26 protein-coding genes and 1 other RNA gene are annotated in these 26,711 nt (G+C 41.7%); 7 read left to right on the plus strand and 20 right to left on the minus strand.

From position 1 onward, the window contains the following. Nucleotides 1-113: 113 nt before the first annotated feature. The 4 genes from ssrA to HMPREF2766_RS09975 all read right to left on the minus strand — a co-directional run bounded on the left by ssrA (nt 114) and on the right by HMPREF2766_RS09975 (nt 3,327). Nucleotides 114-461, minus strand: a transfer-messenger RNA (tmRNA) gene (gene ssrA / locus HMPREF2766_RS07330). 58 nt (nt 462-519) lie between these two features. Beyond that, entirely contained in the window at nt 520-1,155 is a 636-nt protein-coding gene (locus HMPREF2766_RS07335; RefSeq protein ID WP_070568972.1) for an SGNH/GDSL hydrolase family protein, read from the minus strand. A gap of 1 nt (nt 1,156) precedes the next feature. Further along, nucleotides 1,157-1,984, minus strand: coding sequence for a Cof-type HAD-IIB family hydrolase (locus HMPREF2766_RS07340; RefSeq protein ID WP_070568974.1), 828 nt, complete (start codon nt 1,982-1,984; stop codon nt 1,157-1,159). 23 nt (nt 1,985-2,007) lie between these two features. Beyond that, nucleotides 2,008-3,327, minus strand: a complete 1,320-nt coding sequence (locus HMPREF2766_RS09975) for a CapA family protein (protein ID WP_083303898.1) — start codon at nt 3,325-3,327, stop codon at nt 2,008-2,010. 155 nt (nt 3,328-3,482) lie between these two features. On the opposite strand from HMPREF2766_RS09975, the gene def reads away from it, so the two are divergent. Then, on the plus strand, nt 3,483-4,094 hold the full coding sequence (def, locus tag HMPREF2766_RS07355; protein ID WP_042767740.1) for a peptide deformylase: 612 nt from the start codon (nt 3,483-3,485) through the stop codon (nt 4,092-4,094). Nucleotides 4,095-4,138: 44 nt separating this feature from the next. Next, nucleotides 4,139-4,867 carry a 23S rRNA (guanosine(2251)-2'-O)-methyltransferase RlmB gene (gene rlmB, locus HMPREF2766_RS07360; RefSeq protein ID WP_070568977.1) on the plus strand — a complete coding sequence of 243 codons (729 nt, stop codon included), beginning with the start codon at nt 4,139-4,141 and terminating at the stop codon, nt 4,865-4,867. Nucleotides 4,868-4,902: 35 nt separating this feature from the next. On the opposite strand, the gene trxB is transcribed toward rlmB, so the two are convergent. From trxB to HMPREF2766_RS07395, 7 genes are all read right to left on the minus strand, one after another. Then, entirely contained in the window at nt 4,903-5,814 is a 912-nt protein-coding gene (gene trxB / locus HMPREF2766_RS07365) for a thioredoxin-disulfide reductase (protein ID WP_049479748.1), read from the minus strand. 65 nt (nt 5,815-5,879) lie between these two features. Continuing rightward, nucleotides 5,880-6,104 carry a DUF4059 family protein gene (locus tag HMPREF2766_RS07370; protein ID WP_042767743.1) on the minus strand — a complete coding sequence of 75 codons (225 nt, stop codon included), beginning with the start codon at nt 6,102-6,104 and terminating at the stop codon, nt 5,880-5,882. Between the two features lie 78 nt (nt 6,105-6,182). After that, complete coding sequence (locus tag HMPREF2766_RS07375; protein ID WP_049478336.1) at nt 6,183-6,926, minus strand: amino acid ABC transporter ATP-binding protein; 744 nt, start codon at nt 6,924-6,926, stop codon at nt 6,183-6,185. After that, on the minus strand, nt 6,926-7,726 hold the full coding sequence (locus HMPREF2766_RS07380) for an amino acid ABC transporter permease (RefSeq protein ID WP_070568980.1): 801 nt from the start codon (nt 7,724-7,726) through the stop codon (nt 6,926-6,928). The genes HMPREF2766_RS07375 and HMPREF2766_RS07380 overlap by 1 nt, the downstream gene beginning before the upstream one ends. A gap of 156 nt (nt 7,727-7,882) precedes the next feature. Further along, entirely contained in the window at nt 7,883-8,239 is a 357-nt protein-coding gene (locus tag HMPREF2766_RS07385) for an arsenate reductase family protein (protein ID WP_049520741.1), read from the minus strand. Between the two features lie 12 nt (nt 8,240-8,251). Continuing rightward, nucleotides 8,252-8,767 (minus strand): methylated-DNA--[protein]-cysteine S-methyltransferase, encoded by a 516-nt coding sequence (locus HMPREF2766_RS07390; RefSeq protein WP_049520740.1) that lies wholly within the window; start codon nt 8,765-8,767, stop codon nt 8,252-8,254. Further along, a complete protein-coding gene (locus tag HMPREF2766_RS07395; protein ID WP_070568982.1) occupies nt 8,764-9,258 on the minus strand; it encodes a GNAT family N-acetyltransferase in 495 nt (164 codons plus the stop codon). The genes HMPREF2766_RS07390 and HMPREF2766_RS07395 overlap by 4 nt, the downstream gene beginning before the upstream one ends. Before the next feature lie 134 nt (nt 9,259-9,392). Between HMPREF2766_RS07395 and HMPREF2766_RS07400 the strand changes: the two genes are divergently transcribed. Next, entirely contained in the window at nt 9,393-9,839 is a 447-nt protein-coding gene (locus HMPREF2766_RS07400; RefSeq protein ID WP_001087578.1) for a DUF1836 domain-containing protein, read from the plus strand. Further along, nucleotides 9,836-10,483, plus strand: a complete 648-nt coding sequence (locus tag HMPREF2766_RS07405) for a PAQR family membrane homeostasis protein TrhA (RefSeq protein WP_001097972.1) — start codon at nt 9,836-9,838, stop codon at nt 10,481-10,483. The genes HMPREF2766_RS07400 and HMPREF2766_RS07405 overlap by 4 nt, the downstream gene beginning before the upstream one ends. Nucleotides 10,484-10,503: 20 nt before the next feature. On the opposite strand, the gene pdxT is transcribed toward HMPREF2766_RS07405, so the two are convergent. The 3 genes from pdxT to nox form a co-directional block, all read right to left on the minus strand. Next, nucleotides 10,504-11,085: a pyridoxal 5'-phosphate synthase glutaminase subunit PdxT gene (gene pdxT / locus HMPREF2766_RS07410; protein WP_070568984.1), complete on the minus strand. Its 582-nt coding sequence runs from the start codon at nt 11,083-11,085 to the stop codon at nt 10,504-10,506. Continuing rightward, nucleotides 11,086-11,961 carry a pyridoxal 5'-phosphate synthase lyase subunit PdxS gene (gene pdxS / locus HMPREF2766_RS07415; protein WP_070568986.1) on the minus strand — a complete coding sequence of 292 codons (876 nt, stop codon included), beginning with the start codon at nt 11,959-11,961 and terminating at the stop codon, nt 11,086-11,088. Nucleotides 11,962-12,265: 304 nt separating this feature from the next. Beyond that, on the minus strand, nt 12,266-13,645 hold the full coding sequence (gene nox / locus HMPREF2766_RS07420; RefSeq protein ID WP_000036761.1) for a H2O-forming NADH oxidase: 1,380 nt from the start codon (nt 13,643-13,645) through the stop codon (nt 12,266-12,268). Nucleotides 13,646-13,952: 307 nt separating this feature from the next. Between nox and HMPREF2766_RS07425 the strand changes: the two genes are divergently transcribed. The 3 genes from HMPREF2766_RS07425 to HMPREF2766_RS07435 are packed head-to-tail and all read left to right on the plus strand — an operon-like array spanning nt 13,953 to nt 16,768. Next, nucleotides 13,953-14,882 carry an FAD:protein FMN transferase gene (locus HMPREF2766_RS07425; protein WP_070569209.1) on the plus strand — a complete coding sequence of 310 codons (930 nt, stop codon included), beginning with the start codon at nt 13,953-13,955 and terminating at the stop codon, nt 14,880-14,882. An 18-nt stretch (nt 14,883-14,900) separates the two neighbouring features. Then, complete coding sequence (locus HMPREF2766_RS07430; protein WP_000915935.1) at nt 14,901-15,506, plus strand: NADPH-dependent FMN reductase; 606 nt, start codon at nt 14,901-14,903, stop codon at nt 15,504-15,506. Nucleotides 15,507-15,523: 17 nt separating this feature from the next. Beyond that, on the plus strand, nt 15,524-16,768 hold the full coding sequence (locus tag HMPREF2766_RS07435) for an NAD(P)H-dependent oxidoreductase (protein ID WP_049501180.1): 1,245 nt from the start codon (nt 15,524-15,526) through the stop codon (nt 16,766-16,768). An 85-nt stretch (nt 16,769-16,853) separates the two neighbouring features. On the opposite strand, the gene HMPREF2766_RS07440 is transcribed toward HMPREF2766_RS07435, so the two are convergent. The 6 genes from HMPREF2766_RS07440 to HMPREF2766_RS07465 all read right to left on the minus strand — a co-directional run bounded on the left by HMPREF2766_RS07440 (nt 16,854) and on the right by HMPREF2766_RS07465 (nt 26,685). Further along, on the minus strand, nt 16,854-17,111 hold the full coding sequence (locus tag HMPREF2766_RS07440) for a DUF896 family protein (RefSeq protein ID WP_070568988.1): 258 nt from the start codon (nt 17,109-17,111) through the stop codon (nt 16,854-16,856). A 41-nt stretch (nt 17,112-17,152) separates the two neighbouring features. Beyond that, nucleotides 17,153-19,189 carry a glycine--tRNA ligase subunit beta gene (glyS, locus tag HMPREF2766_RS07445; protein WP_070568991.1) on the minus strand — a complete coding sequence of 679 codons (2,037 nt, stop codon included), beginning with the start codon at nt 19,187-19,189 and terminating at the stop codon, nt 17,153-17,155. Between the two features lie 211 nt (nt 19,190-19,400). After that, nucleotides 19,401-20,318, minus strand: a complete 918-nt coding sequence (glyQ, locus tag HMPREF2766_RS07450; RefSeq protein ID WP_000038733.1) for a glycine--tRNA ligase subunit alpha — start codon at nt 20,316-20,318, stop codon at nt 19,401-19,403. A 35-nt stretch (nt 20,319-20,353) separates the two neighbouring features. Beyond that, nucleotides 20,354-20,725 (minus strand): GFA family protein, encoded by a 372-nt coding sequence (locus HMPREF2766_RS07455; protein ID WP_000912017.1) that lies wholly within the window; start codon nt 20,723-20,725, stop codon nt 20,354-20,356. 316 nt (nt 20,726-21,041) lie between these two features. After that, on the minus strand, nt 21,042-25,553 hold the full coding sequence (locus HMPREF2766_RS07460; protein WP_070568994.1) for a S8 family serine peptidase: 4,512 nt from the start codon (nt 25,551-25,553) through the stop codon (nt 21,042-21,044). Nucleotides 25,554-25,842: 289 nt separating this feature from the next. Further along, a complete protein-coding gene (locus HMPREF2766_RS07465) occupies nt 25,843-26,685 on the minus strand; it encodes an aldo/keto reductase (RefSeq protein ID WP_070568997.1) in 843 nt (280 codons plus the stop codon). Between the last annotated feature and the right edge of the window lie 26 nt (nt 26,686-26,711).

The following is a 26,711-nucleotide window of genomic DNA, read 5'->3' on the forward strand; positions in this document are numbered from 1 at the left end:
CGTCCTCTTCAGCCTCTTGAGTAATTCTCCACTAACACACTAGAATAAATAGGATACAACGAAGGATACAACAAAGGATATAATTTGGAAAAAATCTACTGTATACCTGTTCATAATGGAGCCGGTGGGAGTCGAACCCACGTCCAAACACCTGCCAACATATTTGTCTACAACCATAGGTTATGTATTATTTTAACAGTCCCTCGACACATAACTCAAGCCTAGGAACTGCGAGTCTATTAATCTCTTATCAAACCACTAGACAAGGCTTGATCGTATCTCGCTAATCATAAGACCTGTCATTGAACACGAGCAATCCAAATCAGGTCACGCCTGCTGGTTTTTAGGCAGCTAGAGCGTAAGAAGTGTTATTTTTTGCAGTTATATTTAACTGAGCGTTTACGTCGCCACACGGGTTGCAAAATATGCCTCATAATGCCTGTCGAATCCGTAACGACCCCAGGATGTTAGAACTATTATAACCTATCTTCAAAAAAAATGCAAAATCAAGCCAATTCTTTAGAACAGATACGTTTTCAAGGCATCTGATAATGCTTGATAACCGGCTACACTTAGATGGAGGCCATCCGTTGTATAGGTTGATTGAAGTTGCCCTTCTGAATCTGTCAAACTATCATAAATCGGCACAAAATCTACCTGCATATAGGCGGATGCTAGAGCCTCATAGGCTTGATTCCATTCTCTGATCTTTTCATTGGTACGAATATATACTGTCTGCTTGTATTCTTCTCCTTCATTGACTGGCAGAATAGAAACAAGCTTTATTTGTGACAGCGGATAATCTCGGTTGAGCGATTGAATCACACCTTCAAGATTATCCAAGGCTTCATTCATGGGAATATCTTTTCCAATATCATTTGTTCCTATTAGGAGAACAATTTGATCGACAGCATCACCATAAAGATGGGCATCCAAATTCTCTAATAACAATCTCGTCTGATAGCCTCGTATGCCACGATTAACAATCGTCTTGGCAACCCCAAACAACTCTTGAAGAGGGTAATACTCCACTATCGAATCACCAATAAAGATGATATCTGGCTCTAGAACAGATACTTGATTCAATTCACGATACTTGGTTTGAATTTTTTTCTGCTCCTTTAAAAGCCAATTCTCTAATAACTGTACTGCCACCCTATCCCTCTTTCTCTAACCAATTCTCTAGAACTTGATACACACCCGCCTGGCTGTTGGCTGGTGCCAGGGCAGTCGCAACTGCCTTGACCTCATCAGCCGCATTTTCCATCGCATAGGCAATTCCAGCCAGCTCTAACATTTCTATATCGTTTTCGCTATCACCAAAAGCCATGATTTGTTCTGATGTCAAATCCCAGCGCTTGAGTAATTCTTCCAATCCCCAAGCCTTGTGAACCCCAGCCTGCAGGATATCGATACAGCCATAACCGCTAGAAACAGCTCTTACACGACCATCAAATAAATCATTAATTTCCTGCAAAACTGAACTAGAACGTTCTTCACCAACAACCATGCTCATCTTTAACACTCCACCGAAGAGGCCAGCTTGCAAGTCTTCCACAAAATTCATTCGTTGATAGAATTTTTCAATCATCTCTGGTGTCATAAATTTTTCTAGGTCTGTAAACACAGTCCCTTTCTTGACAAAACCACCCTTCATACCTGTTACAACAAACTGATCTCGGCACTCTCTCCCTTTAAAATGAAGGAGAGCCTTGTCAACCGTAGCATCATCCCAAATCTGCGCTTGAATCAGTTTATTGTTTTCAAAAATACGCGCCCCATTGGCAACTACCAGAACTACTCTACTCGCCAAGTGCTCCAGTAATTGCCTCATACGGTGAACTTCATTCCCTGTCGCAATGACAAAACGGATATCCCTTTGATCCAGCTGATCTAAAAGCTTTTCCAAGCGGGGCAAATCCAGCTGCCCCCTCGGGTCTAGCAAGGTTCCATCCATGTCTGTTGCAATCAATTTAATCGTCATCTCGTCTCCTTTAGGGCAAGTGCCTACCACTTCAACCCTACATGTTCATTCATTTCTTTATAGGCCGTGTCAATTCGTTCCTTGGTCGCCTCGTCCAACTTGTCACGGTGACTGCCTCCCTCGATGAAGTCCTCTAGGATATAGGTCTGATAGAGGAAGAGCGGATAGCCTTCTGGAGAGTAAGTCCCTTTGGGTGTTCGATTGACCCAAGTCGGATGCGCTTTGGCAGTTTCAATCCTAGTCTTGCCATCTTTTTTCTTAATGGTCACATCCATGAGAACACCGCGCTCCGTCCACTTGGCATTTTCCTCATCTTGCATGGTTTCAATGCGCTGGTTTGAGAGGAAATTTCCCATGGAATAGATAATCAGTTTTTTGTCACCATCTTTTTCAACTGTTTCAGCAGGTTCAACGACGTGAGGATGCCCTCCAAAGATAATATCGGCTCCCCAGTCAATCATTTTATGGTACAGTTTTTTCTGTTCTTCCGTTGGTTCTAGCTGATACTCAATTCCCATCTGAGGCATGATGACAGTAATATCCGCCTCCTTCTCTGCACGCTCGATTTCTGCCTTCATCTTATCTTCATTCAGGTCAGAAAGATAGCGATTATAGTCCTCTTGAGAGATATATTGCTCAATGCCATTAAAACCGTAGGAATAGGCCAGGAGAGCTACCTTGATACCATTGACTTCCTTGATGACTATAGGTGCTTGGTCTCGGGATTCATGCGTGTAGACTCCGATGGGTGTCATTCCAGCCTTTTCAATAGCTTGAGCCGTTGAAACCACTCCCTCAATTTGAGAATCCAAAATATGATTATGAGCCAAGTCTAGAACTTGGTAGCCTGCATCCTTGATCGCATCCATGACTTCTCCTGGAGCATTAAAAAGAGGATAACCTGCCAAGTAGTGGTCCTTGTTCACCGTTCCTTCAAAGTCACCAATTACTAAATCAGCTTGCTTGAGCCAGGGTTTTACATACTCAAAATTTTCATGAAAATCATAGGTCCCATCTTCTTTAAGAGCTGTTCGGTAGATAGGGATATGATAAAGAAGGTCACCATTTGCCATGATACGTGCCGTTGTTTCACCAGACTGATCTTCCTTGGATTGACTGGAAGTACTTGCAGAATCAAGAGTTTGACTACTAGGACTCGTTCCCTTACTACCTTGTACTGCTCGAACTAATAAGTTTCCCCCCATGGATAAGGCAACTGCAAGCAATAACACAATAATAAACTGGGCATTGGTCCAGGATTTATAATTCCGAAAGAAATCCACACTAGTTCTCCACACCCCATAAAGAGAGCCCTGAGACCGTCTATCTTGTCGCTTTTCCATCTTTATTCCCCCTTGCCTTTTGGTGCAAGTCTTTTCTTTTATTATACCACAGACAAAAGAGGAATACCGTTTATTATATTATTTTTTAGGAACTTCTGCGACTTTCTTTCTCGCCTATTTTGTGTTATCATGTAGAGGTAATGAAAGGAGAGAAAATGTCTGCAATAGAACGTATTACAAAAGCTGCTCACTTAATTGATATGAACGATATTATCCGCGAGGGGAATCCAACTCTTCGCGCAGTTGCTGAGGAAGTTACTTTCCCACTGTCTGACCAGGAAATCATCCTTGGCGAAAAGATGATGCAATTCCTCAAACATTCCCAAGATCCTGTTATGGCTGAGAAAATGGGGCTCCGCGGTGGTGTTGGATTGGCTGCTCCCCAACTCGATATTTCAAAACGCATTATTGCCGTCTTGGTCCCAAATATTGTGGAAGAAGGTGAAACTCCACAGGAAGCCTACGACTTGCAAGCTATTATGTACAATCCAAAAATTGTCTCTCACTCTGTTCAGGACGCTGCTCTTGGCGAAGGAGAAGGTTGCCTGTCTGTTGACCGAAACGTGCCAGGCTATGTTGTCCGCCATGCTCGCGTTACTGTTGACTACTTTGACAAAGATGGCGAAAAACACCGTATCAAGCTCAAAGGATACAACTCTATCGTTGTCCAACATGAAATTGATCATCTAAACGGAATTATGTTTTACGATCGTATCAATGAGAAAGATCCATTTGCTGTCAAAGATGGTCTCCTCATCCTTGAATAAAGAAAATCCCGTTGCAAGACGGGGTTTTGTGTTATAATAGAGGCATGAAAACAAATGATATTGTCTATGGCGTCCACGCCGTTACAGAAGCCCTCCTTGCAAACACTGGAAATAAACTCTACCTCCAAGAAGATCTTCGAGGTAAGAATTTTGAGAAGGTCAAGGAACTGGCTACAGAAAAGAAGGTCTCCATCTCTTGGACTTCAAAAAAATCCCTGTCTGAAATGACCGAAGGCGCTGTCCACCAAGGTTTTGTTTTACGAGTGTCAGAATTTGCCTATAGCGAACTTGATCACATCCTTGCCAAAACACGCCAAGAAGAAAATCCTTTGCTGTTGATTCTGGATGGTCTAACTGACCCTCACAACTTAGGCTCTATCTTAAGGACTGCTGATGCGACCAATGTTTCAGGTGTCATCATTCCCAAGCACCGTGCTGTCGGAGTGACTCCTGTCGTTGCCAAAACGGCCACAGGTGCTATTGAGCATGTACCGATTGCGCGAGTTACCAACCTCAGTCAAACCCTAGACAAACTCAAGGCTGAAGGCTTCTGGACCTTTGGAACGGATATGAACGGTACTCCTTGCCACAAGTGGAATACAAAAGGGAAAATTGCCCTCATCATCGGAAATGAAGGAAAAGGCATCTCCAGCAACATCAAAAAACAGGTTGATGAAATGATAACCATTCCGATGAACGGTCATGTTCAAAGCCTCAATGCCAGTGTTGCAGCAGCCATTCTCATGTACGAAGTTTTCCGAAACAGACTATAAAAAAGTTTCCAATCAAGTGATTGGAAACTTTTTGCTTAACTATGTTCTGTGATAAATTTATAGGCTTCTTGACCAGCGATAGCCCCATCTCCAACTGCTGTTGTTACTTGGCGAAGATCTTTTTGGCGAACATCTCCAACCGCAAATATACCATCAACGCTAGTTTTCATGTTATTGTCTGTTAGGATCCAGCCTGCCTGGTCTTGAATGTTCAATTCTTTAACAAAATCGCTAACAGGATCCAAACCGACATAGATAAAGACACCTCCGAAGGCTTGCTCTGTTACTTGACCTGTTTTCACATTTTCAAATACGACAGATTCTACTCGATTTTCACCTTTAATTTCCTTAACTACAGAGTCCCAGATAAAGTTGACTTTTTCATTTGCAAAGGCACGGTCTTGCAAAACCTTTTGGGCACGAAGTTCATCGCGACGGTGAACAATAGTGACAGTCTTGGCAAAGCGTGTCAAGAAGAGGGCTTCTTCTACCGCTGAATCTCCACCACCAACTACGAGCAAGTCTTGATCACGGAAGAAAGCTCCATCACAGACCGCACAGTAAGAAACACCTCGACTGTTCAGTTCTTCTTCTCCGGGAACTCCCAAAAGACGGTGTTTAGAACCAGTTGCTACAATGACAGTACGGGTTTCGTAAACTTGATCATCAGTGATTACCTTCTTAAAGTCACCCTGGTCTTCAATATTTTCAACGTAACCATAAAGATGCTCCACTCCAAGGTTTTCAAGTGGTTCAAACATCTTTTCAGCCAATTCAGGTCCACTGATATTAGCATAACCTGGATAGTTTTCAATATCAGATGTGTTATTCATTTGCCCGCCTGGCAGACCACCTTCAATCAAAGCCACTTTCAGATTGCTTCGAGCAGCATATAAGGCAGCGGTCATTCCCGCAGGTCCAGCACCGACAATAATCGTATCGTACATTTCAATTCCTTCTTTCTTGTTGTAACTATCTTTATTCTAACTCATTCTTGCTAGTCACGCAAGGATTATGCCTTGAAAACCAAGAGCAAACTCATGACGGCAAAGGATAACACCGGAACGACCAAAACTCCAATCATAATCATATCATAGAGATGAGCTTGGCGAGCTTTGGCTGTCTTGTCCACACCAGACATGGCTCTCAACCCAATCCAAATCCCCAGAAAAATCACGACAAGGATGGCCGTTAAGATCAAACTCTCGAAATACAAAGAAAATAGATGCAGTAGCATGATCTCTCTCGTTTCTATCTTTTTTAAAGAGTAAACTCAGCTAGTCCAACTAACTGAGTTTTCCTTTTTTCTATTATATCAAATATAAGTCCGTTTGTAACTAGCGAAGAATTCTTTTGTTCGTTCTTCTTTCGGATGATTGATGATTTCATCCGGTGTACCAGACTCGATGATTTTCCCTTTATCTAGGAATAGAACCTTGTCTGCCACTTGGGCTACAAAAGACATATCGTGACTGACCAAAATCATGGTCTGACCTGACTTGGCAGCGTCTGCAATAGACTTTTCTACTTCACCGACCAACTCTGGGTCCAGTGCCGACGTTGGTTCGTCCAAGAGCAAGACATCTGGTTTCATAGCAAGCGCACGCGCGAGGGCAACCCGTTGCTTCTGTCCACCTGATAAGTGGCGAGGATAATGGTTTTCACGGTCAGAAAGACCAACCTTGGCCAACTCTTCCTTAGCGATTTTTGTTGCTTCCTCGTCCGATAATTTTTTAACGACAACCAAACCTTCCTTGACATTGTCAAGAGCAGTTCGGCGTTCAAACAAATTAAACTGTTGGAAAACCATGGACAACTTGCGACGAAGGGTTAGGATTTCTTCTTGGCTAATCTGAGAAAAATCAACTTTAAAATTGTCAATCTGAATCGTTCCACTATCTGGAGTTTCAAGGTAGTTCAAACTACGAAGAAAGGTTGATTTCCCAGCTCCAGATGAACCAATCAAAGCCACTACCTCACCTTTTTGGATTTCCAAGTTCAGATGATCCAAGACTGTCTGTCCTGAAAAGGATTTGCTTAAATTCGAAATCTTAATCATTAACGAAGGTCTCCTTTCACATCTGTAGACACTGTATCCGGCGTTGAGATAGCCATTTTTCTCTCGATGAAACGGCCGAGGCTTTCAATTCCAATATTGACCACCCAATAAACAAGGGCAACAGAGATAAAGCGCTCAAAATAGCGATAATCAGCTCCACCTAAAATCTGAGCTTGGGCAAAGACCTCCACAACACCTGCGCTAAAGGCTAGAGAAGTCCCCTTGGTCAAACCGATGAGGGAATTAATCAAGGTTGGAGTCGCCACAACGGCCGCATTTGGAATAATCACGCGACGATAAACTTGAGCTCGCGTCATACCCAAACTGCGTGCCGCCTCAATTTCACCGGGATTAACAGAAAGGATGGCCGCACGAATCGTTTCACTTGCATAAGCCGCCTCATTAAAAGCAAAGGCCACAATCGCAAAAAGCGCTGCTGGAATCGCATTGATATTGAGACCAGTTCCCCATTGTTGGTTGATAGCTTTCAGTGCCAAAGGAATTCCGTAGTAGGTCAACATAAGTTGAACTAGGATTGGGGTACCTTTTAAGAAGCTGACGAAAAAGGCTTGCAAGGGATATAAAATCCTAACACGATTGATCTTTACAATGGCAAAAATCAGGGCAAGTAGCAAACCAAAGAGTGCACCTCCAAGCGTCAACATCAAGGTTGTAGGCAGTTGTTGGACAATCCTTGGAATTCCATCAAAGACCGAACGCAAACTAAAGAGCTTACCATCCGGAATGAGTTGCATCAAACTTTGGTACCAATCTGATGCTAAAAATGTTGTAACAGTCATAAAAACATCCTCTCCTGATAATGATTCATTCTATCATACTTCTGCTCGCAAGCAAATTATTTGCTACGGGCTGCTCAGACTTTGTCTATCTTCTAGTTTATCACACTTTAAAACAGGGAGGCTATATATTTTACCTATCAAGGAGATAAATAAAAACTATCTCAAACCTAAGTCCTCATAGGTTTTTCTATAGCCAATTTGTTTAACAGCACCATTCTCCACCAAAATTGGACGTTTCAATAACATACCATCACTCGCTAGAAGCTTGGCTGCTTCTTGTTTTGACAAACTTCCCACCTTATCTTTTAGGCCCAGTTCGCGGTATTTAATCCCGCTGGTATTGAAAAATTGTTTCACTTCAAAACCGGAAGTTTCCAACCAGTTCAAAATCACGTCTTCACTTGGTGTTTCTTCTACGATGTGGACATCTTGGTATTCCAGTCCAAGTTTATCCAATTCATTTTTTGCTTTCTTACAAGTTGAACATTTTGGATATTCGATAAATTCTAACATCTTCTTTTCTTTCTATTTTTTATTTTCTTGAAATGCTGCACCTTCATGTTGCAAGAGCCAGGCTTTCTTTTCGACTCCAGATGCATAGCCTGTCAGACGATTGCCTGATCCCAGCACACGATGGCAGGGTACGAGTATGGACCAAGGATTACGCCCCACTGCTCCGCCAATCGCTTGAGCAGAAGCCACTTGCAGGTCTTGCGCTATTTGTCCGTAAGTTACTGTCTGACCATAAGGAATGGCCTGTAAATAAGTCCAGACTCGCTTTTCAAAATCCGTTCCAATAGGAGCCAAAGGTAAGTCTGATAGGTCCTGAACACTGCCTTCGAAATAGGTATCTAAATAGGAAATAACTTGCTCTAATACAGGATGGCTAGCAACTTCTTCTATCGTTTCATCCCCTAATCCCCTCTCAAAATGGGTTTGGTCCTGTACCCAAATTCCATACAGATATTGCTCGTCAGCAACTAAGGATAAGGTTCCAATTGGCGACGGGTAGAGCATTTTTGCGTACTTTTTCTGCTTCATTTTTTTAATTTCTGATAGGCCAAACGTTCCCCATCAACTGGAACCTTACCAACCTTTTGGAAGCCTAGCTTTTCAAAGATATGCTGCATAACCTTGTTTTCTGCATGCGTATCTGAACGAAAATCTAGATAATCAAAACCTTCAATCAAGCCTTCTAGGAAAGTCTGAGCAACACCTTGTCCTTGGACATCTGCTGCCACAGCGATACGGTGAAAGACCAGATATTCTGATTCTCCCCCCTGCCAACTCCCTTCATAAATGGCTTCATAGGCTTCCTCTGGGCTCTTGGTCACAGCAGCATAAGCTAGCAGTTCTCCTTCTTCCAAGGCCACATAAGCTTGACCAGAGATGATATCATCAATAATGATATCTGCATTTGGATAGCCATTTTGCCACTGGTCGCTACCAGACTCAGCTAAGCACTTTTTAGCATCCTCCATCACCTGCATAATCGCATCTACTTCGTTTGGAAAAGCTAAACGAATCTCCATCTTTTCCCCTCATTTCTAACTAGTTTCTCTCATCATAGCATAATTTAAAGCTTTCTACAAGCAGTTGAAACTTGACTTTTGTTTTTTATTATTTTATAATCTAGTTATCGAAACTAGATAAAAAGGAGTTGGAAATGAATTCTAACTTTTCCTACCCAAAATGGGAAGACATTCCAAATATTGACCTCTATCTGGATCAAGTTTTACTTTATGTCAATCAAGTCTGTGCCCCTATCTCTCCAGATAAAGACAAGGGTCTAACAGCATCCATGGTCAATAACTATGTCAAACATGGTTACCTGACAAAGCCAGACAAGAAAAAATACCAACGCAAACAGATTGCCCGTTTGATTGCCATCACCACTCTCAAGTCTGTCTTTTCGATCCAAGAAATCGCTCAGACACTTAATACTCTACAAACTCAAGCGAGCTCAGACCAGCTCTACGACGCTTTTGTGGACTACATGAACCATGGGATTGATCCAGAAAATCCTATTATCCAAACCAGCTGTCAAACGGTTAAACTCTATCATCAAACTCTAGACTTAATCCTTATCAAAGAAGAGGAGGAAATCCAATGAATACTAGTCTAAAGCTCAGTAAAAAACTCAGTTTTGGAGAGGAAATTGCTAATAGCGTGACCCATGCTGTGGGTGCCGTTATCATGCTCATCCTACTCCCCATTTCATCCACCTATAGTTATGAAGCACACGGATTTTTATCATCTTTTGGCGTTTCTATCTTTGTTATCAGTCTCTTTCTCATGTTCCTCTCGTCAACCATTTACCACTCTATGGCCTATGGTTCGACCCACAAATACGTCTTGCGAATCATCGATCATTCTATGATTTATGTGGCTATCGCAGGCTCATATACGCCGGTCGTATTGACTTTGATGAATAACTGGTTTGGCTATCTGATCATTGCCATTCAGTGGGGAACGACCATCTTTGGCATCCTCTATAAAATCTTTGCTAAAAAGGTCAATGAGAAATTCAGCCTTGCTCTTTATTTGATTATGGGCTGGTTGGTTCTGGCTATCATTCCTGCCATTATCAGTCAAACAACACCAATTTTCTGGAGTCTCATGGTAACTGGCGGACTCTGTTATACAGTTGGAGCTGGATTTTACGCTAAGAAAAAACCTTATTTCCACATGATTTGGCATCTCTTTATCCTAGCAGCATCTGCACTCCAATATATCGCGATTGTTTATTACATGTAAAAAAGTTGAGAATCATTTTCTCAACTTTTTTCTTTACACATATTGATAAAGTACTGGTGCAAGCCAACATCATCTGTCAATTCTGGATGAAAAGAAGTTACCAGCATATTTTTTTCTTGCGCAGCTACGATTTGATTATCAACTGTTGCTAGAATTTCTACACCCTCTCCAACACTACTGATAATCGGTCCACGGATAAAGGTCATGGGAATCTGACCGACTCCCTTACATTCTGCTTCTGTATAAAAACTTCCCAGTTGGCGTCCATAGGCATTGCGCTCAACTACTATGTCCATAGTCGCTAGATGACTTTCTTCTTGAGAAACGATTTCCTTAGCTAGCAAGATTAAACCTGCACAGGTCCCAAAAACGGGAAGACCAGATAAAATCGCTTCTCGGATTGGAATCAGCATCTGCTGGTCACGCAAGAGTTTGCCCATGGTTGTAGATTCCCCTCCAGGTAAAATCAAACCAGATAAGTCACTCTGAACTTGTTGAAAATCATCTAAATTTCTGATTTCAACACTAACAACACCTAACTTTTCTAGCACTTTAGCATGCTCTTCAAAGGCACCTTGCAAGGCTAATATTCCGATTTTCATCTATTTTCCTCGCTCAGCCATGAGAATTTGGATTTCATTCTCATTGATACCAACCATGGCCTCCCCTAGATCTTCAGAAATTTGAGCCAGAATTTGAGGATTTTGGTAGTTGGTTACGGCCTTAACAATAGCACTTGCTCGTTTAACAGGGTCGCCTGACTTGAAAATACCTGAACCGACAAAGACGCCTTCTGCCCCCAGTTGCATCATCAAGGCCGCATCTGCTGGCGTTGCCACACCTCCGGCTGCGAAGTTGACAACTGGTAATTTTCCATGTTGGTGGACGTATTGGACTAATTCAACAGGGACTTGCAACTCCTTGGCAGCCACATAGAGCTCATCTTCACGGAGGTTTTGAATGCGGCGAATTTCTTGATTCATCATACGCATATGGCGAACGGCTTGGACGATATCTCCTGTACCCGGTTCTCCTTTTGTCCGAATCATGGAAGCTCCCTCAGCGATACGACGCAAGGCTTCACCCAAGTCCTTAGCCCCACAGACAAAAGGAACTTTAAATTCTTTCTTGTCCACATGAAAACGGTCGTCAGCTGGAGAAAGCACTTCACTCTCATCGATATAGTCGATCTCAATGGCTTCTAAAATCTGAGCTTCTACAAAATGCCCGATTCTGACCTTGGCCATCACTGGAATACTGACCGCTTCTTGGATTTCCTTAATCATCTTTGGATCACTCATACGGGAAACCCCGCCAACTGCCCGAATATCAGCTGGAATCCGCTCCAAGGCCATAACAGCTGCCGCACCAGCAGCTTCCGCAATCCGAGCCTGTTCAGGGTTCTGCACATCCATGATAACACCGCCCTTAAGCATCTGTGCCAAGTTTTTATTTAGTTCATAACGATTTTCAGTCATTTGTTTTATCCTCATTATTTGTATTGGTAGCTACCATTTCATTTTAAGCCAGATTAGAATGAAGTACAAGATAAAAAAAGGATAATTGTATGGGTACAGATTGATACTCAATGAAAATCAAAGAGCAAACTAGGAAGCTAGCCGCAGGTTGCTCAAAGCACTGCTTTGAGGTTGTAGATAGAACTGACGAAGTCAGTAACATATATACGGTAAGGCGAAGCTGACGTGGTTTGAATTTGATTTTCGAAGAGTATAACTAAAAAACTATCTGACCTTAACTTAAGGACAGATAGTTCATCAATTTTTATTTTTCAGCTGTAAGAGCAGCCATTGTGATGTAGTTGTATGGTTTGTTAAAGTGTGGCAAGAAGAATAGGTCTGTCAATGCCAATTTATCAATTGTTACATGCTCTTGGATAGCAAGTGAGAACATGTGGATACCCATACTGATAGCAGCATCATGTGACACCATTTGTGCACCAAGGATTTCGCGGCTGTCTTTGTCAAAGACAATCTTGATGGCAACTTCGTGGTTGTCATGTTTTATAAATTCTGGTTTTTGAAGATCGTTAAATCCAGTTTCAGTTGCATTATAGCCTGCAGCTTTGGCTTTTTCAAGAGTCAAACCAGTTGAAACCATGTGAAGACCGTAGATTGAAATACCGTTTGATCCTTGAACTCCGATTCCTTCCAATTCATGGCCACAAGCATTGTAAGCACCAACGATACCAGTACGTACAGCGTTTGATGCAAGAGCGATGTAGCTTGTATCTTTACGTGCATTGTCATAAACAGTTGCACAGTCACCAACAGCGTATACACCTGGGATAGATGTTTCTTGTTTCTTATCTACAAGGAAGGCACCGTTACGGAAGAGTTCAATCTTACCGTCAGCAAGAGCTGTGTTTGGACGGAAACCAACAGCAAGAACCACCATATCTACATCAAATGTTTCTTTGTCTGTTACCAAGCGTTCAACTTTTCCATCACCTTGGATGGCTTTAACTGTTTGACCAAGAGCCAAGCGGATGTTGTGGTCTTCCAAGTTCTTCGCCATCATTTGTGTAAAATCTTTATCATAGTAACCGTTCAAGACAGTGTCTACGATATCGACAAGCACAACTTCTTTTCCAAGACGCTCGAAAGCTTCGGCAAGTTCTACACCGATGTAACCACCACCAACAACGGCAATGCGCTCAAGGTGTTTGCTCTTGTCTTCAAGTTTTTCAATAACTTCTTCAGCGTTTTGGTACAATTTAACAAATTGTACATTTTCAAGAGTTGCTTTGAATTCGCGGTTGCCCTTAACGATTTCAACACCTTCGATTGGAGGCAAGATTGGAGTTGAACCAGTTGCAAAGATCAATTTGTCATAAGACTCTTTGTGTTCTTTACCTTCAACTTCTGCAGTCACAACTTTGTTATCGTAGTCAATTGAAAGAACTGGTGAGTTCATGTAAACTTTAGCACCTTTTGCTTCCAACTTTTCTTTATCAGAGTAGAAGAGACCTTCTGGGCCATCAATTTGTTCCCCGATCCAAAGCGCCATTCCACAACCAAGGAATGAAATATTTGAGTTTTGGTCAAATACTACGATTTCGTTCTCATGTCCGAAGTTGTCCAACATGGTATTAATACAAGCTGTACCAGCGTGGTTAGCACCAACTACAACGATTTTACTCATAGAAAAATTCCTACCTTTAATTTTTGATTTACCTTTCTAGTATATCATTTACTGTTAGCGTTTACAAGGTATTTGCTCAGAATTCTCTTTTTTTCAGAAAAAAATACACTTAACATTGATAAATCTAATTTTTCTATCGTTTTCATATTAATTCTGAGCATATTTCTTGACTTTTTGTCAAAATTTATTTGTGAAAACGCTGACTTTATGATATGCTAGATACATGGAAAGAAAATGTAAGGGGTTTAATTTTTCTTTAACGACCTTATATTGAATGATTTCCTATAAAGAGAAAGGAGCTGGTAGCTTGCCTCTTCATTCACGTTCTGAACGGCTAATGGGAACAACTATCACGATTTCATTAGTAGATGAACAGGCTGATTGCCTACTTCAAGGAGCCTTTGATTTACTCAAGGAGCTCGAATACCGCTTCAACGCCAATAGTCGAGAATCCGAACTGATGGAAATCAACTACCAGGCTGGAATCGCACCTGTTAAGGTTCATCCTGACCTATTTGAACTGATTGCTCTTGGACTGGAGCATAGCCTAGCTCCATCTAGCCATCTCAATATCAGTATTGGCCCCTTGATTCAAACCTGGCGAATCGGCTTTTCAGATGCCCGACTCCCAGAGCTAAACGAAATCGAAGCTGTCTTGCCTCTAGTTGACCCGCATTTTATCAAGTTGGATCCGACTAACTCTACTGTCTATTTAGAGAAAAAGGGAATGAAACTTGATTTAGGTTGCTTAGCTAAAGGCTATAGTGCAGATAAGGTTGCCCAGTATTTGAAAGAACACGGTGTCACCTCTGCCTTGATCAATCTCGGAGGAAATATCCTCACCATCGGGAACAACCAAGCCAAAGAAGGGAAAGCCTGGCAGATTGGGATTCAAGATCCGCGAAATCCTCGTGGCAATCATCTCCTAACTATCCCTGCTTCTAACAAATCTGTTGTCACTTCAGGTATCTATGAACGCCACCTGACAGTAGATGGAAAAGACTATCACCATATCTTTGATAGTGAGACAGGATTCCCTGTCGAAACCGATCTCGCTAGCCTAACGATTGTCTCAGATAAATCCGTCGATGGTGAGATTTGGACAACGCGCCTTTTCGGAGAACGAAGTGCTTCTATCCTCTGGCAAGTCGAAAGTATAGATGGAATTGAAGCCATCCTCATAGACAAAGAGGGACGCCTTGCATGTTCTTCAGGCCTTCAAAATTGTATTATGTAAAAAGAGAAAGGAAATCTCATGCTAAAACTTATTGCCATTGTTGGAACGAACTCTAAACGTTCTACAAACCGCCAATTGCTCCAATACATGCAAAAACACTTTGCTGATAAAGCTGAAATTGAACTCGTTGAAATCAAGGATATCCCTGTTTTCAACAAACCAGCAGATAAGCAACTTCCAGCTGAAATTCTTGAGATTGCAGCTAAAATTGAAGAAGCTGATGGTGTGATTATCGGTACTCCTGAGTACGACCACTCTATCCCTGCAGTTTTGATGAGCGCTCTTGCTTGGCTATCTTACGGTATCTACCCACTTTTGAACAAACCAATCATGATCACTGGTGCTTCTTACGGTACACTTGGTTCATCTCGTGCCCAATTGCAACTTCGTCAAATCTTGAACGCTCCTGAAATCAAGGCAAATGTTTTACCAGATGAATTCTTGCTTTCTCACTCTCTTCAAGCATTTAACCCAAGTGGTGACTTGGTTGACCTTGACGTCATCAAGAAATTGGATGCCATCTTTGATGACTTCCGTATCTTTGTGAAGATTACTGAAAAATTGCGCAATGCGCAAGAATTGCTTCGCAAAGATGCAGAAGAATTTGACTGGGAAAATTTGTAAGATAGGAGACCGAAAGAATGAAATTTGTTGGACTTGTTGGATCAAACTACGATCAATCATATAACCGCAAACTCTTGGAATTTATTCGTCGCAATTTCAAATTCAAATTTGAATTAGAAGTTCTTGAAATTGACGAAGTTCCAATGTTTAACCAAGACGAAAAATGGGACGAAAGTTTCCAATTGCGTTTCTTGTATAACAAGATTACACGTGCTGATGGTGTCATTATCGCCACTCCTGAGCACAACCACACTATCTCAGCTTCACTCAAATCTGTACTTGAATGGCTTTCATACGAAGTTCATCCATTTGAAAACAAGCCTGTTATGATTGTGGGAGCATCATACTACGACCAAGGAACTTCACGTGCCCAAGTTCACCTTCGTAAGATCCTTGACGCTCCTGGTGTCAATGCCTACACACTTCCAGGTAATGAATTCCTTCTTGGTAAAGCCAAAGAAGCTTTTGATAACAATGGAAACATCACCAACGAAGGAACTGTTAAATTCCTTGAAACTTGCTTAGATAACTTTGTTAAATATGTAGGAGTCGTTTCGAAATTGAAAAAACCAAAACCAATCGAACCAGAAGACTTGGATTGTGGAAAACCAATTGCTACAACCATTACAGAAGTTGACCCTGACGATCCAGAATGGGTAGAAAAAGTTGCAGCAATCACTGGCGCTGTTTCTGGTGATACCTATGTCAAATTGGACCACGGTATCCTGACAGTTAACCAAATCGATATGTTCTTGAAAGCTATGCCATTTGAATTGACATACGCTGACGACAACAACCAATTCCTCTACTACAACAACGCTCACCAAGATCCAGACACCATGTTCGCTAAACGTGTACCACCTCAATCAGGTAGTCGTATGTCAACTGTTCATGGATCACTTCCACCAGCACGTATGAAGAACGTAGAGTGGGTTATCGGAACACTCCGCAACGGAAACCAAGAATACGTTCGTACAATCGTCCCAGGTTCACCTGCAGGTGTTATCAACACTCACAACTACCAAGCGATGTATTATCCTGACGGATCATACGCTGGTATCAATGAAATCGTCTTTAACTTCCAACCATGGCTTGACTGGTACCTAAAAGAAACGGGTCAACGTTTGGTAGGCGGTAGTGGGCCATTCGCTCCTGCTGCTGGAGGTCATGGAGACGCTGATGCTACTTCTGGTGCTTCTGATTCAGGTGATGCTGGAGGCCACGGTGGTGGTGCAGACGCTACTTCTGGTGCAAGCAACTAAAAAATCAAAAAGGAGCCACTTGGCTCCTTCTTTTTTGTTATTAGCAAAAAAAGGTTTTGTAAATCATCTACAAAACCCTTGAATGTTATGAATTCGGATCATCAAGACTACGGCCGTGCAAACCTTTTTCACGTTGTACTTGGCGTAGTTTTTCTGGTGTAACATCGTTTCCTTGTTCATCCACGATTTTGATACCCTCGACGTGGTGACGAACTGAACGACGATAGCCTTCGATGTATTCCTCACGAAGCTTAGCTTGTTCCACTTTTTCAGCAGAAGTTAGGCCTTCTGTTTTTTTCTTTCTAGCAAGCTCATTGATACGAGCTATTTTTTTCGGATCCATTTCTTCTCCTTTGTGATAAGATACAGTTCGTTTGACTGAGTTTATTTGGTATTGATTTGGTTGAAACGAGCGAGCTTAGCTGCTTTCTTGGTTAATTGCGACAAGATAGCCAATCGATTTTGACGAATATCTTGATCTTCGGCCATTACCATGGTATTTTCAAAGAAAGCATCAATAACTGGACTGAGCGCAAAGAGTTGTTCTAATTGTTGGCTTGCAGTTCCTGACAAAACAAGTGATTCTACGGCTTCTGCCAAGGCTTTCTCTTCTTCATTCTCAAAGAGAGCAGGATCAACAGTATCAGTTCCTTCTGCTTTTTCTGCCAAGTTGAAAGCACGTGAGAGGGATTCGACAGATGGTTTGAAGTCTTCTTCCTTGCTCGCTTCGACAAGAGCACTTGCTACTTCCAGCATATCCGCCACAACAAAGTTCGAACTTGCAAGGACTGCTTCCTTGATATCTTTCGGAGTTGACCCCATCATCTTATCAACACGAGCCTTGATAAAGTCCATAACCTCTGCTTTATTTGCATAAGTCAAGCTGTCAAATTTCAAACTGTAAAGGCTATCGATCAGCTCATCCATAGCAATGTGCCAACCAAAAGCATCCAAGATACGAACTACACCTTGCGTCGCACGACGAAGGGCATAAGGGTCATTAGAACCTGATGGAATCAAGCCAACTGAGAAGAAACTCAAAATCGTATCCAATTTATCAGCGATGGCTAGAATGGCTCCCACCTTGCTCTCTGGAAGAGCTCCGTCAGCAGCTGTCGGCATGTAGTGTTCACGAATCGCTGCTGCAACTGCTGGAGTTTCCCCAGCAAGGAGGGCATATTTCTCACCCATAATCCCTTGGAGCTCATCAAACTCACCAACCATCCCCGTCAACAAGTCAAACTTGTAAATGGCTGCTGCACGAGCAAGGTCAACTGTTTCATCCACTGACAAGCCAGCTTTTTCTGCCAAGAGAATGGCAATCTGACCAGTACGAATCATGTGTTCACGAAGAGAACCAATCTTTTCGTGGAAGGTCACATGGTTCAATTTTTCAACAAGGTCAGAAATAACCAATTTTTGGTCCTCACGCCAGAAGAATTCTCCGTCTTCCAAGCGGGCAACCAAGACTTTTTCATTTCCCTTGATAACATTTTCCAAATGCTCTGCGTTTCCGTTACGGACTGAAATGAAGTTTGGCAAGAGTTTACCGTCTTGATCACGGACAACGAAGTAGCGTTGGTGTTCCTTCATCGAAGTCACCAAGACCTCTTCTGGCACTTCAAGGTATTTGGCGTCAAAACTTCCCATGAAGGCAGTTGGGTATTCAACCAAGTTCAAGACTTCATTAAGCAAATCCGCATCAATTTCGATACCTACACCATGTTCAGCTTCGATTGATTTGATTTGGTCAACAATCATTTGCTCACGTTCACGAGGATCCGCGATTACAAACTGCTTACGAAGATCTTCTTCATAGCTCAATGCTGACTGAATCTTAGTTTCTTGTCCCAAGAAACGATGACCGCGGCTTACACGACCGCCCTTGATATCAAGGAAATCCAAGTCAAACTCTTGCTCGTCCAAGAGAACTGTCAAAGTGTGTACAGGGCGGATGTATTCAAAGGTGTTGTTAGCCCAGTGCATGCTGACAGGGAAAGTCAGTGACTTCAAGACGTCTACTACACCTGGAACAATGGCTTCAACTGCTTGACCCACTTCTTCCTTGGTAACATAGACGTATTCTTCACCCTTGATTTCACGGAATTCGATATCTTCAACTGTCAATCCTTTTCCACGGACAAATCCTTGGGCTGCTTTGGTGAAGTTTCCATCACTATCCAAAGCAATTTTCTTTGCTGGACCCTTGAAATCTTCTGTCAAATCAGACTGTTTGTCTGCAAGACCAGTCACACGAACAGCCAAACGACGGGGTGTTGAGAAGGTTTGAATGTCTTCAAAGGACAGGCGGTTTTCCTTGAGGAAGGCTGCCATTTTTTCACCTAGTTGTTTTTCACTTGGGGTTACTACGTAGGCTGGTAACTCTTCAAGACCGAGTTCTACTAATAAGTTTTTTATCATATTTTTTCTCCGAAAAGTATCTTTTTATTTTCCAGTTTGCCTTATGTGATTGGCACGCAAGCAACCGACTTCGTCGTTTCATTGCTAAAATTGGAGCCAAAAGTCTCCAATTTTGCCTAGTATCCTTAGCTTCACTAAGGATACCTTCATCACTGCGGCAACTGGCTCAGGGCTCACTCTGTTCGCCCATTTTCGTAATTTGTCACTCTCTTTATTCTGCGTCTTCTGCTAGGAGTTTAGCTCGTGTTGCTTCATCCAAAAGTGGGTAGCCTAGGCGTTTGCGTTCTGCGACAAAGGTTTTAGCTACGACACGGGCCAAGTTACGAATACGAGCGATATAGCCTGCGCGTTCGGTTACGGATACAGCACCACGCGCATCAAGTAGGTTAAAGGTGTGTGAACATTTGAGAACATAGTCATAGGCAGGGTGAACCAAACCTTCTTCCAAGGCGCGACCAGCTTCTTTTTCAAACTTATCAAAGTTTTCCAGCAACATTTCTTGGTCCGAAATTTCAAATGAATATTTTGAATGCTCGTACTCAGGCTGGATAAAGATTTCTCCATATTTTACACCATCAGCCCACTCAATATCGTAAACAGAGTCTACTTCTTGGATGTAAGAAGCCAAGCGTTCCAAACCATAAGTAACTTCCGCAGTCACAGGGCCAGTTGCCAATCCACCGACTTGTTGGAAATAAGTAAACTGAGTGATTTCCATCCCATCAAGCCAAACTTCCCAACCAAGACCAGCAGATCCAGTTGATGGATTTTCCCAGTTGTCCTCGACAAAACGAATATCGTGCTCCAAAGGATTAATTCCCAATTTTTCCAAAGATTCAAGGTAAAGTTCTTGAATATTTGATGGAGAAGGCTTCATGACCACTTGGAATTGGTGGTGTTGGTAAAGACGGTTAGGATTTTCCCCGTAGCGACCGTCGGCAGGACGACGTGATGGCTCTACATAAGCCGCATTCCATGGCTCAGGCCCAATAGCACGAAGGAAAGTGTAAGGACTCATTGTCCCTGCACCTTTTTCATTATCATAAGCCTGCATAAGCATACAACCTTGGTCATTCCAAAATTGTTGCAAAGTCAAAATAATTTCTTGAAATGTTAATTTCTTAGACATTGTTTACTCCTTTAATTTATATTATCTTTTTAGCTTTATTCATCAAGCAACCAAGAAAAAGCTGGGTCCTGAAAAATATGACGTTTGGGAACAGTTTGTAAATTCTGATCGCATTCGTCTATTGTACCTAGTTTCAAAGCACAGACTTCTGGTATATTTTCTTGAGCAGTGAAAATTTGACTATGACAGTTCTGACAGTAATAGCGTTGTTTTCCTGGAGATGAACTATAGGTAACCAACTGTTCTTTTCCATGCAATACTAGGTTTTTACTACTAACTTTGGCATTCACTGTATAGGCAGACGCAGTTGCTTTCCGACAGAATGAGCAGTGGCAAAAAACTAATTCCGACAATTCCTCATCTAAAGTGTAGGTCACTGCTTTGCATAAACAAGATCCTTTAAGCATTATGCTCCTTTCTACTTAGGCATTAGACGAAATTCAAAAAGAACCGAATTTCAACACCCAAGCCTTGCGACTAGGGGCGTCAGAAACGCGGTTCCACCCTAATTTATTACTTCATTGTTTTTAAAAATACGACAGAAAGCGCCAGTTTCTTACCTTGTTCTACTTGGCTCCCACTACCCCAAGCTCGCTGAAGAACGCCCTAAGACTTTCTTTCCTAGCTAGTATTATAGCAGATTTTCTAGCTAGTGTAAACCAAAAATGAGTCTGAAAACAAAGTTCCAGACTCATTTATCAGTAAAGCTTCAGAAAGTCCTGTTTAAGGATGTCTTTTCGCTTTTGTTTTTTTGCCATGTAGATTTCTCTTGGCTTGTTTCAAGGCTGTAATGGCATCTTTGACATCTTCTTGGCTCGCTCCTGGATCTTTAAGGAGTTCCTGTGCCTCTTTAAAAGTTAAAAGATAAGCTGCTTTTTCTTTCTTGTCTGCATAGATAAATCTCGCGTTCTTTTCTTGGAAAAGACGTTCATCCTTGACCAGTTTCTTCAGACTAGAGAAGTCTGTAGCTTTGCCATTCAATTTACTTTTAGCTGTTGCTAGGGCAATGAGAGATTGGTCAATTTGATCCTGTTTGACTCTAGGGTCCACAGCTAGTAAGGCGATTTCTTGGAAGGCACGATCATAAGCTCGACGTACTTTTTCTTTGGCATTCGCATATCGTCCAGTTTTAGTCGTTGCGTAGTAAGCTTTCATAGCTTCTTTCAAGGCTGTAACGTTCGAATCTTTTCCATCCAAAGCTTTACCAGCAGCCTCAAGACTAGCGAGAACGCCATCAATCAATTCTTGCTTCAACTTGCTTGACAAGGCTGACTGTGCCACTTGGAAAGCTTGGTCATAAGCTTTTCTCTTATCTGCACTACTATTAAAGTAACGAGACGTTTCTACCAGTTCTTTTTGTTGATTTACCGCAGCAATCAAGGCCAACTTAGACACAACAGATAGACGCAAAGCATTATTTCGACCTGGCTTCACGAGCAAGGAAACGAGATCTTCAAGGAGTTCATATCCAGTTGGCAAGGTGACTTGTACAGTATAACGACCTGTAGCAACTTTCTTACCAAAGGCGTATTGACCGTATTTTTCAGCAGGAAGAGTGATACTTGTCCCATCTTCTCCTTTCAGAACCACTGTAGTCGTCTTTGGAACTGCTTGGTTGAAGGAAACAGATACCGGTGCATATTCTAGGAGATTTGCTAGGAAGGTAATGGTTTGGAAACTATTTTCTTCCGTCAAGTCAAACTCTTGGGACAAAGCACTGATAAATTTTAATTCTGTTCGGTCATAACTGAAAATTTCTGCTGTATAATGACCAAACTGTAAGAAATGAATCGCTTTTGTCTTGTCAACATCAACATATTGTCCCTTGCTATTTTTGATTCGATAGACGTAGAGGGTATCAATATCCTGGTTTGTTTTTGCATCCTTCAAGGCAATTTTCACTCGACCACTATTTTGATCGCGGACAAGTTCAGCAAGTGAGATATAGTCTACATTTCCTGCATAGTCCTCAACAAGATAGTAAATATTAGCCTTGTCAACATTCTTAGGAAGTGTATAACTACCGTCAGCATTGGCCTTAATCAGATGGGTGTTCTCAAGCGCACGAGTTCCAGACTGGTCTTTCCCAGTTAGAACCATGGTCCCTTTCTGATCAAATGGTGTGATATAGAAGACTTTTTCTGAAAGGATACCGCCTTGACCCACATCTTTTGGTTTTCGAGCTACGAATTCTTGATTTCCATCTTTAAAGCGAATATAACCACTTGTGATGACAGGTTTTTGAGTATCAATCTGAATTTTGAAGGTCGTGTATTGTTCTTTGGCTCCTGGAACATCTGGTGTGTAACTAATAACATAGTCATATAAACCATCTGCAACAGTATTGCCATCAAAATCCTGACCTCTCCAAGCGGTATTATCTAGAATATAACTCTTCAGATTTCTACTGTCACCATCAAAATAATTCTTACGAAGATCCTTTGCATCGCCCTCCCAAATAGGATGTTCATGCTTAGTATCCGTAGCCGCATAAACTGTAGCCCGAAGATTTACAAGATTTCTCAAAGCAACCGTTTTGTATTCAACTAGGTCTTTGTTTCCATCATCATTTGGAGAAATGGCAATACGGACATTCCCTTTTTCGTCCAACTGAAGAACATGCTTACCTTCAGCATTTTGTTCAATCCCAAGAACAGTAATTCGGCGTCCTTGGCGTTGACCTTTAGACACTAGAAGGTCATTTTGCAAGGTAGCTAGATAGGTAGCATCATTAGAGTAGTTAACGGCGGGATTTTCTTTGTCTACTTCCGTGTAAAATCCATTTTTCCCTTCTCGGACAAGATTGTAAATTGGTTTTTCGACAGCAGGGAGATTTTGGAATTCACCTCGGAAGCCCATAAATGCAAGACTTACAATATCCCCATCATCTGCTGGATCTACAAAGCGAACAAAACCTTCAAGGAAATAGCCATTTGACATTTGTTTGCTGAGTTCAGCAGCAAATTTTCGAGCATCCACTTTAACAGTGACTGTTTGACTGCTGTGGGCTTTGACCGTCACTTCAGGCCAGACTGTCTCCGTTAGTTTTCGAGGTCGAAGGGTGAATTTTCCATCTTGGACTTCGTCTGTATTGGTATTCACCACCATCTTGAGAGTGCGGTCAGTATCTGAAATGTTGTGTACAGTGACCTTGAAAGTAAATTGATCTCCAACATTTCCTAAAGTCACGCTTGGATAACCATTTTCACCCGTTACATAGAGGTCTGTTGACACTGCAGCAGCTGTATCCACAATACCAGAACCTTGCTGACGAGGAGAGGTATAAGTGCCTGTGTCCTTATTAACATGTGGTTTTGCAGTTGACATGATCAAGGCCTTGACAGTCTCTGATACTTGCTCAGGAGTCAATTCTGGATGGTGTTTTTGAAGGTATTCCTTAACCAGAACTGCAACACCCGTAACGTGAGGAGCCGCCATACTGGTTCCGCTGATACTACCGTAGGTATTGTCATTAAAGGATGAGTAGATATTGCCACCAGGAGCTGTCACATCTGGTTTCAATTGTCCATCGGTAGTCACTCCCCAACTTGAAAAGTCAGATAGCTGATTGGCTACATCAGAAGGACGATTATCCATCTTACCATTAAAAACAATCTTGTAGTTTCCTGATTTTAAGGCTTCACCATACTGTTTAGAAATAAATACAGAAGGAATTTTCTTTGCTTCATCATCAATAGCCATATTGATGTTTGCACCTTCTACATTATTGTAGATCAAAGCACCAACTGCACCGTGTTTTCGTGCATTTTTGATCTTCTCTGAAAAGTTCATAGCTCCTCGCTGAATGAGGGCAAGTTTCCCAGTTAAATCCAACTTCGCAAAGTCTTCTTCACGACCTAACCCTGCTTCGACGTATTCGTACTCTTTTCCTTTTTCAAAGTCCTTATCTGCTTCAGGTTGATTATAATCAAATTTTCCGTTATGAAGGCCGGCATTTCCCTCTAGACCTTTAACTTCAAAAACGGCTGTTGTCAATGTTTTATTGTTGACAGAAGCAACTGAAATTGAGTCTTCAACAGTGGATGGATTTCCAACCAAGCCATAGTCTGGGTTTTCGGCTAGCGGTTTTGAATAACCATTTCCAAATGTATTGCTGTTTCCTGCTGAGATAAGAACAGATACTCCCTTGGCACGAGCCCGTTTGATGGCATCCACGATATCGGAACCAGCATCCACCATAGAACCAGTGCTAGATCCCAAACTCATATTAATAGCATCTGCTCCTAAGGCAACTGCATCATCAATCGCCTTTACATAAAGGGCAGAACTGGTCGTTTTTTGGCGGTCTGAAAAGACACGCATAAACATGACTTGGGCTTCTGGCGCCACACCATAAACTTTTTCGCCATTCGGTGCTTCTTTATCAGGATTTCCAGCTGCAATCCCTGTTACGTGCATCCCATGAGAAGTTCTTTCTGCTTCTTTGATTTTATCTGTTCCGTCAAAGTAGTCATAGGCATAGACAACCTTATCGCTATACCATTTACCGTAATCGATTCCAGCAGCCTTTTTAGCTGCTTCGATAGCTTCCTTGTTTTTAAATTTTGCTTTTGACGGATCCGAAATTCGAAGAACCTCATGATTCAAATCAAGCCCTGAGTCAATAATGGCAACAACGGTCCCTGTCCCCTTGTAACCAGCCTTCCAAGTTTTCGGTACTGTGATGATATCATTGCTTGAAAGACTATTTGGTTTTGCAGACTCAGTTTTTTCTTGTTCTTTTTCTGTAGTTGCTGTTTCTCCATTAGTTTTAGGAGCTGTCGTTGCTTTAGCCTCTTTTTTCTCTATGGTAGAGGACTTCTCAGTAGCAGGCGCTGTACTGGTATCGACTGTTGTTTCTTTTTGAACGACACCTTGATTTTCTTCTTTTGCAACTGCGCTATCTTTTCCTGATTCTTGGGCTTCGGCAGTTTTATCAACCGGAGCATCTACCTTAGCATCTTGTTTACTAGCATCCTCTTTAGAAGTTTCAACTTCTTGTTTCTCTCCAACTACTGGTGCTATCCCATTAGTATTGGTTTGGTCAGTAGAAGAGTTTGAGTGTTTATCGTCTTTTAGCTCTGTCTTAATTTCCTGAGTTTGAGCTTGATTTTCACCTGTACTCTGCTCATTGGCACTGACTTGACTTGCTCCAAAAACCAATGCAGTTCCCAATAAAACTGAAGCAAGACCAAATTTGTATTTCCGTAATGAAAAACGTTGTCGTCTATTCATAAATAATCTCCTTTTTCTTTAAAGTATACCTATTATAACGCAAATAATCATAAATTTTCATAAAAATCTGAATTGTCACAAAAATGTAATATTTACGTATATATTTTACTTATTTAATTTTATAATTCGTGTTATTTGCCCCATCAAACCAAAGTTTTTTAAATTCTTTCCTATATTTCAATCCATAAAATTATTTCATTATACAAACAATTTAGATTTTTTATACATAAAAAGACTAGGATTTAAAATTCCTAGTCTTTGTTAATTCGGTATAAATCGATTTTAAAAATTAAAAATCCATCTCATCCACACGAGGTGCGCCCGAAGTCACTGAAATTGTCTTTAAGACTTCTCGCTCGTCTTTGCTGAGTTCAATTCCAAAACAGTCAAGATTGCTCTGGATGCGAGAGGCTGTCACGGACTTAGGTAGGGGTAAAAATCCTTCTGCCAAACTCCAAGCCAAGGCAATTTGAGCCACTGTTTTCCCATGCTTCGCAGCAATTTCTTGGACTTCTTTCTGTTCAAACAACTCTCCTTGTCCAAATGGCCCCCAAGCCTCTAAGAGAATTCCTTTCTCTCTACAGTAGTCAACCACTTCCTCTTGATAAACTCCTGGTGCCAAGCGCACCTGATTGACCGCTGGAATGACTCTTGCTGTCTCAAGCAAGGCATCCAAATGATGAGGAAGGAAATTACTAACGCCGATAGCACGGATTTTGCCTTCTTGGTAAAGATCCTCCATCGCTCTCCAGACTTCAGCATTGCGAGTTTTCCATTCGTCATTTTCTCTTAAAGGTTTTGGATTTGGCCAATGGATAAGGTACAAATCTAGATAATCCAATCCCAGTTTTTCCATTGATTCTTCAAATGCTTGGCGAGCTTCATCATAGCTGTGATTGGTATTCCAGAGTTTGGTCGTTACAAAGATTTCTTGTCTTGGAATACCGCTATCTCGAATAGCACGACCAACACTTTCCTCATTTTTATAGATAGCTGCAGTATCGATATGACGATAACCAGCCTTTAAGGCTTCTAAAACGGCTTGGTAGGCTACCTCTCCATTTTCAGCTTTCCATGTTCCAAATCCTAGTACAGGAATTGAAACTCCATTATTAAGGGTATAAGATTTCATCGTTTTTCCTTTCTATGTGAAGAAAA

The sequence above is a fragment of the Streptococcus sp. HMSC076C08 genome (genome assembly GCF_001810825.1).
In the GTDB taxonomy this organism is placed as follows: Bacteria; Bacillota; Bacilli; order Lactobacillales; family Streptococcaceae; genus Streptococcus.

Coding starts and splice junctions, on each gene's coding strand:
- glyQ (WP_000038733.1), bottom strand. CDS start 20,318: ATGTCTAAGAAATTAACATTTCAAGAAATTATTTTGACTTTGCAACAA.
- HMPREF2766_RS07340 (WP_070568974.1), bottom strand. CDS start 1,984: ATGACGATTAAATTGATTGCAACAGACATGGATGGAACCTTGCTAGAC.
- HMPREF2766_RS07440 (WP_070568988.1), bottom strand. CDS start 17,111: ATGGATCCGAAAAAAATAGCTCGTATCAATGAGCTTGCTAGAAAGAAA.
- HMPREF2766_RS07385 (WP_049520741.1), bottom strand. CDS start 8,239: ATGTTAGAATTTATCGAATATCCAAAATGTTCAACTTGTAAGAAAGCA.
- HMPREF2766_RS07400 (WP_001087578.1), top strand. CDS start 9,393: ATGAATTCTAACTTTTCCTACCCAAAATGGGAAGACATTCCAAATATT.
- HMPREF2766_RS07455 (WP_000912017.1), bottom strand. CDS start 20,725: ATGCTTAAAGGATCTTGTTTATGCAAAGCAGTGACCTACACTTTAGAT.
- def (WP_042767740.1), top strand. CDS start 3,483: ATGTCTGCAATAGAACGTATTACAAAAGCTGCTCACTTAATTGATATG.
- HMPREF2766_RS09975 (WP_083303898.1), bottom strand. CDS start 3,327: ATGGAAAAGCGACAAGATAGACGGTCTCAGGGCTCTCTTTATGGGGTG.
- HMPREF2766_RS07370 (WP_042767743.1), bottom strand. CDS start 6,104: ATGCTACTGCATCTATTTTCTTTGTATTTCGAGAGTTTGATCTTAACG.
- HMPREF2766_RS07395 (WP_070568982.1), bottom strand. CDS start 9,258: ATGGAGATTCGTTTAGCTTTTCCAAACGAAGTAGATGCGATTATGCAG.
- HMPREF2766_RS07375 (WP_049478336.1), bottom strand. CDS start 6,926: ATGATTAAGATTTCGAATTTAAGCAAATCCTTTTCAGGACAGACAGTC.
- HMPREF2766_RS07465 (WP_070568997.1), bottom strand. CDS start 26,685: ATGAAATCTTATACCCTTAATAATGGAGTTTCAATTCCTGTACTAGGA.
- pdxT (WP_070568984.1), bottom strand. CDS start 11,085: ATGAAAATCGGAATATTAGCCTTGCAAGGTGCCTTTGAAGAGCATGCT.
- HMPREF2766_RS07380 (WP_070568980.1), bottom strand. CDS start 7,726: ATGACTGTTACAACATTTTTAGCATCAGATTGGTACCAAAGTTTGATG.
- HMPREF2766_RS07435 (WP_049501180.1), top strand. CDS start 15,524: ATGAAATTTGTTGGACTTGTTGGATCAAACTACGATCAATCATATAAC.
- glyS (WP_070568991.1), bottom strand. CDS start 19,189: ATGATAAAAAACTTATTAGTAGAACTCGGTCTTGAAGAGTTACCAGCC.
- rlmB (WP_070568977.1), top strand. CDS start 4,139: ATGAAAACAAATGATATTGTCTATGGCGTCCACGCCGTTACAGAAGCC.
- HMPREF2766_RS07460 (WP_070568994.1), bottom strand. CDS start 25,553: ATGAATAGACGACAACGTTTTTCATTACGGAAATACAAATTTGGTCTT.
- nox (WP_000036761.1), bottom strand. CDS start 13,645: ATGAGTAAAATCGTTGTAGTTGGTGCTAACCACGCTGGTACAGCTTGT.
- pdxS (WP_070568986.1), bottom strand. CDS start 11,961: ATGACTGAAAATCGTTATGAACTAAATAAAAACTTGGCACAGATGCTT.
- HMPREF2766_RS07390 (WP_049520740.1), bottom strand. CDS start 8,767: ATGAAGCAGAAAAAGTACGCAAAAATGCTCTACCCGTCGCCAATTGGA.
- HMPREF2766_RS07405 (WP_001097972.1), top strand. CDS start 9,836: ATGAATACTAGTCTAAAGCTCAGTAAAAAACTCAGTTTTGGAGAGGAA.
- trxB (WP_049479748.1), bottom strand. CDS start 5,814: ATGTACGATACGATTATTGTCGGTGCTGGACCTGCGGGAATGACCGCT.
- HMPREF2766_RS07430 (WP_000915935.1), top strand. CDS start 14,901: ATGCTAAAACTTATTGCCATTGTTGGAACGAACTCTAAACGTTCTACA.